Source organism: Bacillus sp. LSHTCR4, from assembly GCF_057197025.1.
Genome location: NZ_JBXUNO010000012.1, coordinates 1 through 15,748, shown reverse-complemented (window position 1 = coordinate 15,748; position 15,748 = coordinate 1). Strand labels below are relative to the sequence as shown.

The 15,748-nt window shown below is 36.8% G+C and carries 14 protein-coding genes and 2 riboswitches; of the genes, 11 read left to right on the top strand and 3 right to left on the bottom strand.

Features of this window, described 5'->3' with window-relative positions; translation table 11 throughout:
- The first annotated feature begins 246 nt into the window (after nucleotides 1-246).
- From tsaE to tsaD, 4 genes are read left to right on the top strand one after another with little or no spacing between them, the layout of a single operon-like run.
- Complete coding sequence (gene tsaE / locus AC2CGR_RS27960; RefSeq protein WP_087963793.1) at nucleotides 247-720, top strand: tRNA (adenosine(37)-N6)-threonylcarbamoyltransferase complex ATPase subunit type 1 TsaE; 474 nt, start codon at nucleotides 247-249, stop codon at nucleotides 718-720.
- On the top strand, nucleotides 701-1,393 hold the full coding sequence (gene tsaB / locus AC2CGR_RS27955; protein ID WP_087963792.1) for a tRNA (adenosine(37)-N6)-threonylcarbamoyltransferase complex dimerization subunit type 1 TsaB: 693 nt from the start codon (nucleotides 701-703) through the stop codon (nucleotides 1,391-1,393). Before tsaE ends, tsaB begins: the two co-directional genes overlap by 20 nt.
- Nucleotides 1,394-1,406: 13 nt before the next feature.
- Complete coding sequence (gene rimI, locus AC2CGR_RS27950) at nucleotides 1,407-1,850, top strand: ribosomal protein S18-alanine N-acetyltransferase (protein WP_000367197.1); 444 nt, start codon at nucleotides 1,407-1,409, stop codon at nucleotides 1,848-1,850.
- Nucleotides 1,850-2,866 carry a tRNA (adenosine(37)-N6)-threonylcarbamoyltransferase complex transferase subunit TsaD gene (gene tsaD / locus AC2CGR_RS27945; protein WP_087963791.1) on the top strand — a complete coding sequence of 339 codons (1,017 nt, stop codon included), beginning with the start codon at nucleotides 1,850-1,852 and terminating at the stop codon, nucleotides 2,864-2,866. Before rimI ends, tsaD begins: the two co-directional genes overlap by 1 nt.
- Nucleotides 2,867-3,348: 482 nt before the next feature.
- Here tsaD and AC2CGR_RS27940 read toward each other — a convergent pair whose 3' ends face one another.
- Entirely contained in the window at nucleotides 3,349-5,274 is a 1,926-nt protein-coding gene (locus tag AC2CGR_RS27940) for an ABC-F family ATP-binding cassette domain-containing protein (protein WP_000602140.1), read from the bottom strand.
- A gap of 187 nt (nucleotides 5,275-5,461) precedes the next feature.
- On the opposite strand from AC2CGR_RS27940, the gene AC2CGR_RS27935 reads away from it, so the two are divergent.
- Nucleotides 5,462-6,091, top strand: coding sequence for a redox-sensing transcriptional repressor Rex (locus tag AC2CGR_RS27935; RefSeq protein ID WP_000437704.1), 630 nt, complete (start codon nucleotides 5,462-5,464; stop codon nucleotides 6,089-6,091).
- A 29-nt stretch (nucleotides 6,092-6,120) separates the two neighbouring features.
- Here AC2CGR_RS27935 and AC2CGR_RS27930 read toward each other — a convergent pair whose 3' ends face one another.
- Together AC2CGR_RS27930 and AC2CGR_RS27925 are read right to left on the bottom strand one after the other, a co-directional pair.
- Nucleotides 6,121-6,312 carry a YdiK family protein gene (locus AC2CGR_RS27930; RefSeq protein WP_001246201.1) on the bottom strand — a complete coding sequence of 64 codons (192 nt, stop codon included), beginning with the start codon at nucleotides 6,310-6,312 and terminating at the stop codon, nucleotides 6,121-6,123.
- Nucleotides 6,309-7,058, bottom strand: coding sequence for a CPBP family intramembrane glutamic endopeptidase (locus AC2CGR_RS27925; protein ID WP_000745342.1), 750 nt, complete (start codon nucleotides 7,056-7,058; stop codon nucleotides 6,309-6,311). The genes AC2CGR_RS27930 and AC2CGR_RS27925 overlap by 4 nt, the downstream gene beginning before the upstream one ends.
- Nucleotides 7,059-7,459: 401 nt before the next feature.
- Here AC2CGR_RS27925 and groES point away from each other — a divergent pair, with 401 nt between their 5' ends.
- The 6 genes from groES to ampS all read left to right on the top strand — a co-directional run bounded on the left by groES (nucleotide 7,460) and on the right by ampS (nucleotide 15,407).
- Entirely contained in the window at nucleotides 7,460-7,744 is a 285-nt protein-coding gene (gene groES, locus AC2CGR_RS27920; protein WP_000917306.1) for a co-chaperone GroES, read from the top strand.
- 38 nt (nucleotides 7,745-7,782) lie between these two features.
- Complete coding sequence (gene groL / locus AC2CGR_RS27915) at nucleotides 7,783-9,417, top strand: chaperonin GroEL (RefSeq protein ID WP_048553694.1); 1,635 nt, start codon at nucleotides 7,783-7,785, stop codon at nucleotides 9,415-9,417.
- 140 nt (nucleotides 9,418-9,557) lie between these two features.
- A riboswitch (purine riboswitch) is annotated at nucleotides 9,558-9,659 on the top strand.
- Nucleotides 9,660-9,824: 165 nt separating this feature from the next.
- Complete coding sequence (guaA, locus tag AC2CGR_RS27910) at nucleotides 9,825-11,363, top strand: glutamine-hydrolyzing GMP synthase (protein ID WP_000743900.1); 1,539 nt, start codon at nucleotides 9,825-9,827, stop codon at nucleotides 11,361-11,363.
- Between the two features lie 154 nt (nucleotides 11,364-11,517).
- Nucleotides 11,518-11,619, top strand: a riboswitch (purine riboswitch).
- Nucleotides 11,620-11,746: 127 nt separating this feature from the next.
- Nucleotides 11,747-13,072, top strand: coding sequence for an NCS2 family permease (locus AC2CGR_RS27905; RefSeq protein WP_000833097.1), 1,326 nt, complete (start codon nucleotides 11,747-11,749; stop codon nucleotides 13,070-13,072).
- A 144-nt stretch (nucleotides 13,073-13,216) separates the two neighbouring features.
- Complete coding sequence (locus tag AC2CGR_RS27900; protein WP_000929888.1) at nucleotides 13,217-13,918, top strand: response regulator transcription factor; 702 nt, start codon at nucleotides 13,217-13,219, stop codon at nucleotides 13,916-13,918.
- Entirely contained in the window at nucleotides 13,902-15,407 is a 1,506-nt protein-coding gene (gene ampS, locus AC2CGR_RS27895) for an aminopeptidase AmpS (protein WP_087963790.1), read from the top strand. The genes AC2CGR_RS27900 and ampS overlap by 17 nt, the downstream gene beginning before the upstream one ends.
- Nucleotides 15,408-15,748 lie beyond the last annotated feature (341 nt).

Genomic DNA, 15,748 nt, shown 5'->3' with positions numbered 1-15,748 from the left:
CCGTGGTGTAGTGGTTAACATGCCTGCCTGTCACGCAGGAGATCGCCGGTTCGACCCCGGTCGGGACCGCCATTTTATATAAAGAAAAGAACGAAACATGTTGTTTCGTATTTTTTTATTTGTTTTAACAAAAAACTAATAAAGACAGTCAAACTATCCTTAGGAAAACTCCTAAGGACTTTTTTATATATTTAAAACCTGTATAATAAAGAGCAGAGAACATTGTGAGTAAAGTAGGTGAAGTCTGTGAGTAAATATGAAATAACAACAAAATCATCTGAGGAAACACAAAGATTATCAGAAAAACTGGGTGAACTTGCCCGGGCACAAGATGTAATTATTTTAGAAGGAGATCTAGGGGCTGGTAAGACGACTTTTACAAAAGGACTAGCAAAAGGTCTTGGAGTGAAAAGAGTTGTAAATAGTCCTACCTTTAATATCATTAAAGAATATAAAGGAAGATTACCGCTATATCATATGGACGTGTATCGCTTAGCAGAAAGTGAAGAAGACTTAGGTTTTGATGAGTATTTCTACGGTGGAGGAATTACGGTAGTAGAATGGGCCCATTTAATAGAAGCATATTTACCAAATGAGAAGTTACAAATTAGTTTATTCCATGCTGGAGATGACACAAGAAACATTGTACTCGAGCCAATTGGAGATCGCTATATTAGATTATGTGAGGAGCTATTACAAGATGAAAGTACTAGCAATTGATACTTCAAATTACGTAATGGGTGTATCCCTTATTGAAGAAGGAAACGTAATTGGGGAAATCATTACAAATTTAACAAAAAATCATTCTGTGCGTCTTATGCCAGCTGTAGAACAACTGTTAAAAGAATGTGGTGTAAAACCGAAAGAATTAACTAAAATAGTTGTAGCTGCTGGACCAGGATCATATACAGGTGTTCGTATAGGTGTGACAGCTGCCAAAACATTAGCTTGGTCACTTCAAATACCAATTGTAGGTGTATCAAGTTTAGAAGTAGTGGCTGCAAACGGAGCTAATTTTGATGGGTTAATCTGTCCTTTATTCGATGGAAGACGTGGACAAATTTATACTGGCTTATATACATATGAAGGAGAGGATTTAACTTCTATAGAAGAAGACCGAATCATCCTTATTATAGACTGGTTGCAAATGTTAAAAGATAAAGGAAAACCTGTTTTATTTATTGGTAACGATGTTAAACTACACAAAGAAACAATTATTGAACATTTAGGCGATCAAGCTGTATTTGCTCCTTTCACTAAAAATAACCCAAGACCAAGTGAGCTAGCGTTCTTAGGATTACAAAAAGAAGAACAAGATGTACATTCATTTGTTCCTAGTTACCTTCGTTTAGCTGAAGCTGAAACAAAGTGGTTAGAAAGTCAAAACAAGTAGGAGCTTGCAGAGGATGGATATGATATTTAGAAAGATGGAACTCGATGATATTGCTCAAATTGTAGCTATTGAAGAAGCATCTTTTTCAACTCCTTGGACCGCAGATGCCTTTCACCGTGAGTTAACGATGAATGAACATGCACATTATGTTGTGCTAGAAAAAGATGGTCGTGTAATTGGGTATTGTGGATTGTGGATAATTATTGATGAATCGCATATAACAAATATAGCTATTTTGCCAGAATACAGAGGTCAAAAGCTAGGAGATGCTTTATTAAAAGAAGTTATTTCCGAAGCGAAAACTCTAGGTGTAAAAACGATGACACTTGAAGTACGTGTATCAAATGAAGTAGCAAAACAGTTATACAGAAAATACGGATTTCAAAATGGTGGAATTCGTAAACGATACTATGCAGACAATCAGGAAGATGGTCTCGTAATGTGGGTGAATATATAATGGAAAAAAATACGATTATACTTGGTATTGAAACAAGTTGTGATGAAACAGCAGTAGCAGTTGTTAAAAATGGAACGGAAATTATTGCAAATGTCGTTGCATCACAAATTGAAAGTCATAAACGTTTTGGCGGAGTTGTACCAGAGATTGCATCCCGTCATCATGTAGAAGAAATTACAGTTGTGTTAGAAGAGGCTTTAAAAGAAGCAAATATCACATTTGATGATATTGATGCAATTGCTGTAACAGAAGGACCTGGTTTAGTAGGAGCGCTTTTAATAGGGGTAAATGCAGCGAAAGCAGTAGCTTTTGCACATGATATTCCTCTAGTTGGTGTTCATCATATCGCTGGCCATATTTATGCGAATCGTTTAGTAAAAGAAGTTCAATTCCCATTACTATCACTTGTTGTATCTGGTGGACATACAGAGCTTGTTTATATGAAAGAACATGGTTCCTTTGAAGTAATTGGTGAAACGCGAGATGATGCAGCAGGAGAGGCATATGATAAAGTAGCTCGTACGTTATCTATGCCATATCCAGGTGGTCCTCATATTGATCGCCTTGCACATGAAGGGAAACCAACAATCGATTTACCTCGCGCATGGCTTGAACCGGATTCATATGATTTCAGTTTTAGCGGATTGAAATCAGCAGTTATCAACACTGTGCATAACGCAAAACAACGTGGGATAGAAATTGCACCGGAAGATTTAGCAGCAAGTTTCCAAGAGAGTGTAATTGACGTACTAGTAACGAAAGCATCTCGTGCAGCGGATGCTTATAACGTAAAGCAAGTGCTTCTTGCTGGTGGAGTAGCTGCGAATAAAGGACTGCGTGCACGTTTAGAAGCAGAATTTGCACGAAAAGAAAATGTAGAGCTAATTATTCCTCCCCTATCTTTATGTACAGATAATGCAGCAATGATTGCGGCGGCAGGTACAATTGCATATGAACAAGGAAAACGTGCTACATTAGCTTTAAATGCAAATCCAGGATTAGATATTGAAGCATAGTTATGCACAAAATTAACCACAGCTTGTGGATAAAACCCATATTATCTGTTGATAATATGGGTTTTATTGTGTATATAAAATGTTGATAACTTTTTAGTTCTTTGTGGATAATGTGGAAAAGTTATTTTAATGTTTATTTTATAAAGGTGGATATGTGTATAAAGTTGTGGATAAAACCAATGATGTCTGACCTTTGCATATATCCTTTTTCGGGAAATAAAAATTAAGAAGGTATTTCTAAAAAACATTTTGAAATATACTCTTATTATAGGGGGCGCTAATGTTGTCAAACTTTGTCGGGAAATCGGTATTTCGTATCGAATCGTTGATATATAGGGCTACAATAGATATATTTGAAAAATCGTTGTTATATTCTAAGTTACGATTGATATATTCAAAAAATTATTTATGTACTAAAAGAAAAAAGATGTCGCATAGTCAAAAATCCTGACTTATGAGACATCTTCCTTATTTAAATATACTTATACATGCAGCTCTTCCCATTCTGCCATGCAAGTTTCAAGTTGTTCTTGTAGCGTTTGCTTTTTCGTTGTAATTTCACTAGCCTTTTCATAATCTGCATATATTTCTGGTAGGCAAAGTTGATCTTCTAACGTAGCAATTTCTTCTTCTAATTCCACTATATTTTGTTCTAGCTCTTCAATTTTTCTAGTGCGTTGACGCTCTAGTTTTTTACGCTCTTTTTCTTCTAAATAATTTAATTTCTCTTGTGCAACCACCTTTTGAACAGGAACGTCATTTTCTTGCTGTTCAAGTTCTGCACGTTCAATCATTTCATTTTTCTTTTCAACGTAGTAATCGTAATCCCCTAAATATTCCTGTGCACCTTCTGTTGATAACTCAACCACAGTCGTTGTTACACGGTTAATAAAGTAGCGGTCATGTGAGACAAATAGAAGGGTACCAGGATAATCAATTAAAGCATTCTCTAAGATTTCTTTACTATTTAAATCAAGATGGTTTGTAGGCTCATCGAGAATTAATAAATTCGATTTTTGCATCATCAGTTTTGCAAGAGCTAACCGAGCCTTTTGTCCACCACTAAGAGAAGATACGGGCTTTAGTACATCATCTCCTGTGAATAAGAAGTTACCTAATATCGTGCGAATTTCTTTTTCAGGTTGCAGTGGATATTCATCCCATAGCTCATTTAAAACGCGCTTAGAAGATGTTAAATTAGCTTGTTCCTGATCATAATAGCCAACAGATACATTAGATCCGAAAGAAACATCCCCATGTAATAATGGTAACTTATTTACAATGGATTTTAACAGTGTGGATTTCCCGATTCCGTTTGGACCAACTAATGCAACGCTATCTCCGCGAGTTAAGCGCATTGTTACATGTTCAATAATTGGATCCTTATCGTAGCCGATGGTTGCATCCTTTACTTGTAAAACATCATTTCCACTTTGTTTTTCGATATCGAAGTGGAAGGAAGCTGACTTAGAGTCACCTAACGGCCTTGTTAATAATTCCATTCGGTCTAATTGTTTCCGGCGGCTTTGCGCACGTTTTGTCGTAGATGCACGAGCTATATTTTTTTGAACGAAGTCCTCTAGCTTAGCGATTTCATCCTGTTGTTTTTCATAACGTTTCATTTCTTGCTCGTATAGTGCTGATTTTAAGTCTAAATATTTACTGTAGTTACCAACAAATCGTCTACTTTCTTTATTCGAAATTTCATATACTTGTGTAACAAGTTTATCTAAGAAATAACGGTCATGGGAAACGATTAGTATTGCGCCAGGATAACCTTGTAAATATTGTTCAAGCCATGTTAATGTTTCGATGTCTAAATGGTTTGTAGGCTCGTCCAAAATAAGTAGGTCTGGTTTCGTTAATAATAATTTACCGAGAGCTAATCGTGTTTTTTGTCCACCGCTTAATGTAGAAATCGTCGTCTGGTGCGTTTCAACCGGGAAGCCAAGACCACTTAAAATCGAACGGATATCTGCTTCGTACTGATAGCCACCTTGATCTTTATAATCTAATTGTAATTGGTCATAATCAGCTAATAATCTTTCATATGTAGCCTCGTTTGAAAAGTTTTCTTCTTTTCCCATCTCTTGCTCTAGCCTTCGAAGTTTTGTCTCCATTTGCTGCAAGTGTGTAAAGACGGTTAACATTTCATCCCAAATTGTTAAAGACGTTTCTAAACCGGTATTTTGAGCTAGATATCCAATTGAGACATCTTTCGGTTTTATAATTTCTCCACCATCATGAGATAGCTCACCCGCTATTATTTTTAATAATGTAGATTTTCCGGCTCCATTTCGTCCGACTAATGCGATACGATCTTTCGTTTGAACTTCCAATTTTATGTTTGCAAGAATCGTTTCTGCACCGTATAATTTCGAAAGCGCGTTTACTTGTAATAAAATCACTGTTTTCACCTCAAATAATTTCTTAACTTTGCCATGTTTATATTTCTCAATCATACTAAAAATAGTGTATAGTTTAAAATACAGAGAGAATACTTCTTCTTTCTATTATACAAGGAATTTAATAAGTGCTAAACTTCTGTATTTGATTAAAGCATATGAATAAAGATAGGAAGAGAGGAGAGGTTATATGGAGCAGCAGAAAATTCCACAAGCCACTGCTAAGAGATTGCCTCTATACTATCGATTTATCCAAAACTTATCTTTGTCTGGTAAGCAACGTGTTTCATCAGCCGAATTAAGTGAAGCGGTAAAGGTTGATTCCGCAACAATTCGAAGAGATTTCTCATACTTTGGAGCATTAGGGAAAAAAGGATATGGATATAACGTAAATTATTTATTATCATTTTTCCGTGAAACACTCGACCAAGATGATATAACACGTGTAGCGCTTATTGGAGTAGGTAATTTAGGGACCGCTTTCTTACATTATAATTTCACGAAAAACAATAATACAAAAATTGAAATGGCGTTTGATGTTAGTGAAGAGAAAGTTGGAACAGAAATCGGAGGCATTCCTGTATATCACTTAGATGAATTAGAAGAACGTTTATCAACTGATATACAAGTGGCAATATTAACAGTACCCGCTACAGTAGCGCAATCTGTAGCCGATAGATTGGCAGAAACAAACGTGCATGGTATTTTGAATTTCACACCAGCACGCTTAAATGTGTCAGACAATATAAGAATTCATCATATTGATTTAGCAGTAGAGTTACAAACACTAGTTTACTTTTTGAAGAATTATCCACAATAAAACGCAGAGGAAGCGACCTCTGCGTTTTATTATTGTTTTTTCTTTGTGAATTTAACTAAGATAAGGCGAAGTGCTAAATTAAAATCAATCGTTGCCATAACTGCAAATAGTATTGTCCACATATTCCAGATTGTATCTGTTACGTTCGTAATGGCGAAGCGTGTAAAGATACATCCTAGAAGGAAGTACAATGCAGCCATGAACAATGGTGAGTTTCTCATACTAAAAATCCTCCGATAAATCCTTGCATTTTTTCAGCTTCTTTAATCATTTCTTGAATTTGTTCGTTACTCACTAAAACTTGAGCAACTGCAACTAATGTATTCATTGCAACATGCGCTGCAATTGGAACGATAATACGCTTCGTTTTTACATATAAGAAGGCGAATACGAGCCCCATAGCAGTGTATACCAATAAGTGAGTAAAATCAAAATGAATGGCCGCAAATACAAGGGAACTAATGATAGCGGCAATAAAGAAGTTAAACTTCTTATAAAGTGTACCAAATAAAATTTTTCTAAATACGATTTCTTCCAAAATAGGCCCTATTATAGAGATGACGATAAGGAACCAAGGTGTCGTTCTTGCGATATCCATAAGTCTCGCTGTATTTTCAGATCCAGGTTTAATACCTAATACATACATTTCGATCATACCAGCAATACTTTGCGAGAAAAATGCTAAGAAGAACCCGATAAAAATCCAACCAATCGTAGCTGGAACAGTAGAACGCTTTGTATCTAAATGTCTGTCACGAATATCTGTTCTAAGTAACCAAAGTACGATACATAAGGCAATAAAGAAGCTAATGATTGCCCAGTGACCAGTTATGAGTTGAAATTTCTCTTCCCTAGTAAATCCCCTGTTATCATAAAGTCCAGTTTTCAGGAGAAGTGGTAATCCAGCAATTGATGATAACTGCATTAAAATGTATGTAACGATAACCCACCAATATTGTTTTTTCAAATGGTTTAACCATCCTTTCTAACTCTAGTGTATGAGATAAGGTAGGATAACATGTAAAGATGCTACCTACGATATAAACTTTACTTACATTATGTTTTTTTTGTAAATCCTTATTTGAAATTATAATAGAAGACAGGAGAAAGTTGTGTGTGTAGCGAAAACAACTTAGGGTGTCCTTTCATATTGTAACATACGAGTAGTGGAAACAACGATTCATATAGTAAAGGTAGAAGAAGAGGAACTCTATATAGAAAAGTTTATAGCTTAATTTGCGAAAAAATTATGATTTTTTTACTTGCAAAAGAAATTGAGATTATTTATTATTATAAGTGTGTTAGCACTCGGGTGACCTGAGTGCTAATAAATAAAATTTACATAACAAAATGAGGAGGTTATTGTTCATGCTAAAGCCATTAGGTGATCGCGTTGTAATTGAGCTTGTTCAAGCGGAAGAAAAAACAGCAAGTGGTATTGTATTACCAGACACAGCAAAAGAAAAACCACAAGAGGGTAAAGTTATTGCAGTAGGTACTGGTCGAGTGCTTGAAAATGGTGAGCGTGTTGCTTTAGAGGTAGCAGCAGGTGATCTTATCATCTTCTCAAAATATGCAGGTACTGAAGTGAAATATGAAGGTACAGACTACTTGATTTTACGTGAAAGTGACATTTTAGCAGTTATCGGTTAATTATATAAATCTTAAAAAATCCAAGGGGGTCAATTATTATGGCAAAAGATATTAAATTTAGTGAAGAAGCACGTCGTTCGATGCTTCGCGGTGTCGACACTCTTGCAAATGCAGTAAAAGTAACGCTTGGACCAAAAGGTCGTAACGTTGTTCTTGAGAAAAAATTCGGTTCACCACTTATTACAAATGACGGTGTAACAATCGCAAAAGAAATTGAATTAGAAGATGCATTCGAAAACATGGGTGCGAAATTAGTAGCAGAAGTTGCTAGCAAAACAAATGATGTAGCTGGTGACGGAACAACAACTGCAACTGTATTAGCACAAGCTATGATTCGTGAAGGTCTTAAAAACGTAACAGCTGGTGCGAACCCAATGGGTCTTCGTAAAGGTATCGAAAAAGCTGTCGTTGCTGCAGTAGAAGAATTAAAAACGATTTCTAAACCAATCGAAGGTAAATCTTCTATCGCACAAGTAGCTGCTATTTCTGCTGCTGACGAAGAAGTAGGTCAATTAATCGCTGAAGCAATGGAGCGCGTTGGTAACGACGGCGTTATTACTTTAGAAGAATCTAAAGGTTTCACAACAGAATTAGACGTAGTAGAAGGTATGCAATTTGATCGTGGATATGCATCTCCTTACATGATTACTGATTCTGACAAAATGGAAGCAGTTCTTGATAACCCATACATCTTAATCACTGACAAAAAGATTTCTAACATTCAAGAAATCTTACCAGTATTAGAGCAAGTGGTACAACAAGGTAAACCACTTCTTATCATTGCTGAAGATGTAGAAGGCGAAGCGTTAGCTACATTAGTAGTGAACAAACTTCGTGGTACATTCAATGTAGTAGCTGTTAAAGCTCCTGGATTTGGTGACCGTCGTAAAGCAATGCTAGAAGATATCGCAATCTTAACTGGTGGCGAAGTAATCACTGAAGAATTAGGCCGTGACTTAAAATCTGCTACAGTTGAATCTTTAGGACGCGCTGGTAAAGTTGTTGTAACGAAAGAAAACACAACTGTAGTTGAAGGTGTAGGAAGCACACAACAAATCGAAGCTCGCATCGGTCAAATCCGTGCGCAATTAGAAGAAACAACTTCTGAATTCGATCGTGAAAAATTACAAGAGCGTCTTGCGAAACTTGCAGGTGGCGTAGCAGTAATTAAAGTAGGTGCAGCAACTGAAACTGAGTTAAAAGAGCGCAAACTTCGCATTGAAGATGCACTTAACTCAACTCGTGCAGCGGTAGAAGAAGGTATCGTTGCAGGTGGTGGTACTTCACTTATGAACGTATACACAAAAGTAGCTTCTATCGTAGCTGAAGGCGACGAAGCAACAGGTATTAACATCGTACTTCGCGCACTAGAAGAGCCAGTTCGTCAAATCGCAATCAACGCTGGTCTAGAAGGATCTGTAGTTGTAGAGCGTCTAAAAGGCGAAAAAGTAGGCGTTGGTTTCAACGCAGCTACTGGCGAGTGGGTTAACATGCTTGAAACTGGTATCGTAGATCCAGCTAAAGTAACTCGCTCTGCACTTCAAAACGCAGCATCTGTTGCAGCTATGTTCTTAACAACTGAAGCTGTAGTAGCTGACAAACCAGAACCAAATGCACCAGCAATGCCTGACATGGGCGGCATGGGCATGGGCGGTATGGGCGGAATGATGTAATTCCGTTTGGCCTAAAAAACATCCATTTCTATATAGAAATGGATGTTTTTTTATGTTTTTTAGAAAAGGAAATGAATTTCTGTAGAATTTTGTCGCTTTCTCTCTTGACCATACCGACACTTCATTGTTAGAATCTAGGAAGATAATATAAAACGATCCTTCATATATCCTCAAAGATAAGGTTTGAGAGTCTCTACCGGGTTACCGTAAACAACCTGACTATGAAGGCAGTGTGTCTTATATTTATAAAGAGCGGAAGACTATCTTTCTTTATAAAGCCAGACCCCTGCCTTTTCTTTGTTATGAGACTAGAGGCGGAGGACTGGCTTTTTTTATTATATTGGTAATGCTTTTCGCCAAATTGGTGAAAATATTTATATACGAGAACTAACGTTGGGGTGATTATTTTGAAGAAGCAACACGATACAATTATCGTTTTAGATTTTGGAAGTCAATACAATCAGTTAATAGCACGTCGAATTCGTGAGTTCGGTGTATACAGTGAGCTTCATCCACATACAATTACTGCGGAAGAAATTAAAGCAATGAATCCAAAAGGGATTATCTTCTCTGGTGGGCCAAATAGTGTATACGGTGAAGGTGCATTACATTGTGATGAAAAAATCTTTGACCTAGGATTACCGATCTTCGGTATTTGTTACGGTATGCAACTTATGACGCAACAATTCGGTGGTACAGTAGAGCGTGCAAACCACCGTGAGTACGGAAAAGCTGTTCTAAAAGTAGAGAACGAATCAAAATTATATGCGAACCTTCCAGAAGAGCAAGTTGTATGGATGAGCCATGGAGACTTAGTAACTGGTTTACCTGAAGGATTCGTAGTAGACGCGACAAGTGAGTCTTGCCCAATTGCTGGTATGAGCAATGAAGCGAAAAACTTATACGGTGTACAATTCCACCCAGAAGTACGTCACTCTGAGCACGGTAACGATTTAATTAAAAACTTCGTATTCGGCGTATGTGGCTGTTCTGAAGGATGGAACATGGAGAACTTTATCGAAGTAGAACTAGAGAAAATCCGTGAAACTGTTGGAGACAAAAAAGTATTATGCGCACTTAGCGGCGGTGTAGATTCTTCTGTTGTTGCAGTATTAATTCATAAAGCAATCGGCGATCAGTTAACATGTATTTTCGTTGACCATGGTTTACTTCGTAAAGGCGAAGCAGAAGGTGTTATGAAAACATTTAGCGAAGGCTTCCACATGAACGTTATTAAAGTGGATGCAAAAGAACGCTTCATGAACAAGTTAAAAGGTGTAGAAGATCCAGAACAAAAACGTAAAATTATCGGTAACGAATTCATTTACGTATTTGATGATGAAGCTTCTAAATTAGAAGGAATGGACTTCTTAGCACAAGGTACACTGTACACAGATATCGTTGAAAGTGGTACAGCAACTGCACAAACAATTAAATCTCACCATAACGTTGGTGGACTTCCAGAAGACATGCAGTTCAAATTAATTGAGCCTTTAAACACGTTATTTAAAGACGAAGTACGTGTATTAGGATCTGAACTAGGAATTCCTGATGAGATCGTATGGCGTCAACCATTCCCAGGTCCTGGTCTTGGTATTCGTGTATTAGGTGAAATCACAGAAGAGAAATTAGAAATCGTTCGTGAATCTGATGCGATTTTACGTGAAGAAATTATTAAAGCAGGCTTAGACCGCGAAATCTGGCAATACTTCACTGCGCTTCCTGGTATGCGTAGCGTAGGTGTTATGGGTGACGAGCGTACTTACGATTATACAGTAGGTATCCGTGCAGTAACATCTATCGACGGTATGACAGCTGACTGGGCACGTATCCCTTGGGACGTATTAGAGAAAATCTCTGTACGTATCGTAAACGAAGTAAAACACGTTAACCGTATCGTGTATGATGTAACGAGTAAGCCACCAGCAACGATTGAGTGGGAATAGTATTATAATAAAAGATCCATCTATTGCTCATGCAATAGATGGATCTTTTTTATTTTAAGTTTAATACGAACGAAAATATGAAAGTTTATAAAAATGTTCGTTTTTAAATTGACAAAACTACTTCGTCGAGTTAATATGAGTATGTAATTCAAACGAAAAGTGAATATTATGCCGTCGTATAATATCGGGGATATGGCCCGAAAGTTTCTACCTAGCTACCGTAAATGGCTTGACTACGAGGCGTTTTTATAAAGGTGAGGGGAATCTTGTCTTTATTTATAGAACGCTTCCATGTATATGCAATGGAAGCCTTTTTTATTTTTAATAGATAAAAGAGGGCTAGGGGATTACGGCGAGTAATCATATAACGGGGGAAACGTAAGATGAAACGCTATTTTCAGTTTGATGAACTCGGCACGAATTATAAAACAGAGTTCATAGCAGGTTTAACGACATTTCTATCTATGGCTTACGTACTATTTGTCAATCCTGCTACGCTGTCACTTGGGAATGTTAAAGGGTTACCAGCAGGTACAGGAATGGATCCAGGTGCAGTATTCGTTGCTACAGCATTAGCAGCAGCGATCGGTTCGTTAATTATGGGGATTTTCGCGAAGTATCCGATTGCTTTGGCGCCGGGTATGGGAATTAACGCGTTCTTTGCTTATACAGCAGTGTTAACGATGGGTATTCCGTGGCAAACAGCAATTGCTGGAACGTTAATGTCAGGTATTATCTTTATTATTCTTACAGCTTCAGGTATTCGTGAAAAAATCATTAATGCAATTCCATCAGAGTTAAAGTTTGCAGTAGCGGCAGGTATCGGATTATTCATTGCTTTCCTTGGATTCCAAAATGCTGGAATTATCGTGAAAAATGATGCTGTTCTTGTTGGGTTGGGGGACTTAACAAAGGGCACAACGTTACTAGCAATCTTCGGAGTTGTTACGACAATTATCTTCATGATTAAGAAAGTAAATGGTGCAGTATTTTACGGTATGATTCTTACAGCAATCTTAGGAGTAGCAACAGGATTAATTGATACTCCGAAAGCTGTAGTGGGAGCAATACCGAGTCTAGAACCAACGTTCGGTGTGGCGTTAACGCACTTCGGAGATATTTTCACTGTTCAAATGGTGATTGTTATTATAACGTTCTTCTTTATCGATTTCTTTGATACAGCAGGTACACTTGTAGCGGTTGCGAATCAAGCTGGATTAATGAAGAACAATAAATTACCACGTGCAGGAAAAGCATTATTTGCAGATGCGATTGCAACTGTAATTGGTGCGATCTTAGGTACATCAACAACAACGTCTTATATTGAATCTTCTGCAGGGGTAGCAGCGGGTGGACGTTCTGGATTTACAGCAGTTGTAACAGCAGGATTCTTTTTACTGGCACTATTCTTCTCGCCATTACTAAGTGTTGTAACGCCAGCTGTAACGGCACCAGCTTTAATTATTGTAGGAATCTTGATGGTTTCTTCCTTAGGGGAAATTGATTGGAAGAAATTCGAGATTGCAGTACCAGCATTCTTTACAATTATCTCTATGCCACTTACGTATAGTATCGCAACGGGAATTGCGATTGGATTTATCTTCTATCCAATTACAATGGTAGTAAGCGGTCGTCGTAAAGAGATTCATCCGATTATGTATGTTATGGGAGTTTTATTCGTACTATATTTCATCTACGTTCGTAAATAAAAGGGGTTTTTGAAAGGTCTAGACTTAAGGGGAGTCTAGACCTTTTTTGCGTCTTCAGAAAAACTTAAGGATTTCCGAGCGTTTTTCTTCAGAAGTTTTCCTATAATAGAAGTTAGGGATTAAAAAAATGATGGGGGAGATATTGTGGCACACGAAACAATACTTGTCGTAGATGATGAAAAAGAAATCAGAAATCTTATTACAATCTATTTAAAAAATGAAGGATATAAAGTATTGCAAGCAGGGGACGGAGAAGAAGGATTACGTTTACTAGAAGAAAATGAAGTACATCTAGTCGTATTAGATATTATGATGCCGAAAGTAGATGGCATTCATATGTGTATGAAAGTAAGGGAAGAAAAAGAAATGCCGATCATTATGCTTTCCGCGAAAACGCAAGATATGGATAAGATTTTAGGGTTAACAACGGGTGCGGATGATTACGTAACGAAACCATTTAATCCGTTAGAGTTAATCGCAAGAATTAAATCTCAGTTACGCCGTTATATGAAAATGAATGGTTTCGCTATACAAAACGAGGACGAGCTAGAAATTGGAGAGATGAAAATAAACATCTCAACCCATAAAGTTATTGTAGAGGGAGAAGAAGTGAAGCTGACCCCGAGGGAATTTTCAATTTTAGAATTACTAGCCCGTAATCCGGGAATGGTCTTTAGTGCAGAGCAAATTTATGAAAAGGTTTGGAATGAAAGATCTTTCCAGTCTGATAATACTGTAATGGTGCATATTCGAAAAGTGCGTGAAAAGATTGAGGAGAATCCAAGGAAACCTAGATATATAAAAACAGTATGGGGAGTGGGGTATAAGATTGAAAAAGATATTTAATCCGTTTACTTATATAAGGAAAACAAGACAATTGATTGAGAAATTAGTAAAGAGCGTACGAAAGAGTATAAGAATTCAACTGATTACTACTTTTGCTGCTTGTGCGTTATTAGGAGTTTTTTTTGCAAAGGGAGCTGCACCGTTTTTTGAGAATGCAAATCGTCAAGCGACTGTTGATTATCGGTCTGGTATGCAACAAATTAATTACCAAGCTCAAAGAGCAGCAAATAGTTCGGTTCATGAAAATAAATTAGAAGCTATATCCAATATGATCGAAACGGAGAATCAAAATTTAGAGCGAGGAAATAGAGCTTTAAAAATATTGGTTACTGATGAAAGTGGTAAAGTTTTATATAAAACGAAGCAGGCGCAAGAAGAGCAAATTGATTTGCATAATACGATTCGTAATGCGGCATCATTTGCGATCAACTATTCAAATGGTCAAGATATATTTGAAAATACGAGAAAAGAATTTATAGCTTTTTCACCTATTACAATAGAAGATAAGAATTTATACATGTTCGTTAGTGGAATTCCGGATGGTGTAGTAATGTATGATACGCAAGAAGGACCATTCCCGTTTTTAATTGGTGTACTCGTGTTCATCTTCTCTTTCTTCTATGTAACAAAGAGAAAGATGAAACAAATTGAAGCGATGGCAGAAGGTGTAAAGGAAATAGAAAAAGGCAACTTAGCGTACCGTATTGAGAAGAAAGGTGAAGATGAGATTGCGTCTTTAACTGAGAATATTAATAATATGGCGGAAGAGCTTATGAATAATATAGAAAAGGAACGTAAATTAGAGAAGCAAAAGAACGAGCTTATTACAAATGTATCTCACGATTTACGTACACCACTGACTTCTATTATGGGTTACTTGCGATTACTTCGAGATTCTAAATATGAAAATAAAGAACAACATGATGAGTATACGAGAATTGCTTTTGCGAAGTCGGAGCAGTTAAAGAATTTAATAGAAGATTTATTTGAGTATACGAAGTTAACGAATGAACAAGTTATATTAGAAAAGCAAGAAGTATGTATAAATGAGTTATTGGAGCAATTAATAGAAGAGTTAGTACCGCAGGCAGAAGAGCATGGACTTACGTTTGTTAAGAAGTTTCCTGAGGAACGTGCCTATGCAGCAATTGATTCGGAAAAGATGGTTCGTGTATTTGATAATTTATTAATGAACGCGATTAAGTATAGTAAAGATGATGGGGAGATAAAAGTTTCCCTTCAAAGGCAGCGCCGGGATATACAAATTGTAATTGCGAATCATAGTGAAGAGTTTACGAGAGAAGAGTTAGCGAGTTTGTTTGAACGCTTTTATAAGAAAGATCAATCTAGAAGTAGAGTAACAGAAGGATCGGGTCTTGGATTAGCGATTGCGAAAAGTATTGTTGAGTTGCAAGGTGGTAGTATTCGGGCTGAATATGAGGATGGTATTATTCAGTTTATCGTCTCGTTGCCAATTATAGAAAAATAATAAATGAATAGAATGATATATGATAAAAGGGCTTATTTTAAAAGGAATAAGCCCTTTTATATTTTTTTAGAAAAACATGTTGACGATTGTAGGTTAGAGGTGTAATATAGAACAAGTCGCCGATGACATTAACGTCGAAAGCGACAAACGAAATAAAAAACTTAGTTGACATTGAAAGATGAAAATGTTAATATAAGGAAGTCGCAAATGAGCGACCAAGTAGTTCTTTGAAAACTGAACGAAACAAACAACGTGAAACGTCATTTTTTATTTTATGATGCTAGACAAACTAACTTTATTGGAGAGTTTGATCCTGGCTCAGGATGAACGCTGGCGGCGTG

Coding starts and splice junctions, on each gene's coding strand:
- tsaB (WP_087963792.1), top strand. CDS start 701: ATGAAAGTACTAGCAATTGATACTTCAAATTACGTAATGGGTGTATCC.
- rimI (WP_000367197.1), top strand. CDS start 1,407: ATGGATATGATATTTAGAAAGATGGAACTCGATGATATTGCTCAAATT.
- tsaD (WP_087963791.1), top strand. CDS start 1,850: ATGGAAAAAAATACGATTATACTTGGTATTGAAACAAGTTGTGATGAA.
- AC2CGR_RS27935 (WP_000437704.1), top strand. CDS start 5,462: ATGGAGCAGCAGAAAATTCCACAAGCCACTGCTAAGAGATTGCCTCTA.
- AC2CGR_RS27930 (WP_001246201.1), bottom strand. CDS start 6,312: ATGAGAAACTCACCATTGTTCATGGCTGCATTGTACTTCCTTCTAGGA.
- groES (WP_000917306.1), top strand. CDS start 7,460: ATGCTAAAGCCATTAGGTGATCGCGTTGTAATTGAGCTTGTTCAAGCG.
- groL (WP_048553694.1), top strand. CDS start 7,783: ATGGCAAAAGATATTAAATTTAGTGAAGAAGCACGTCGTTCGATGCTT.
- AC2CGR_RS27905 (WP_000833097.1), top strand. CDS start 11,747: ATGAAACGCTATTTTCAGTTTGATGAACTCGGCACGAATTATAAAACA.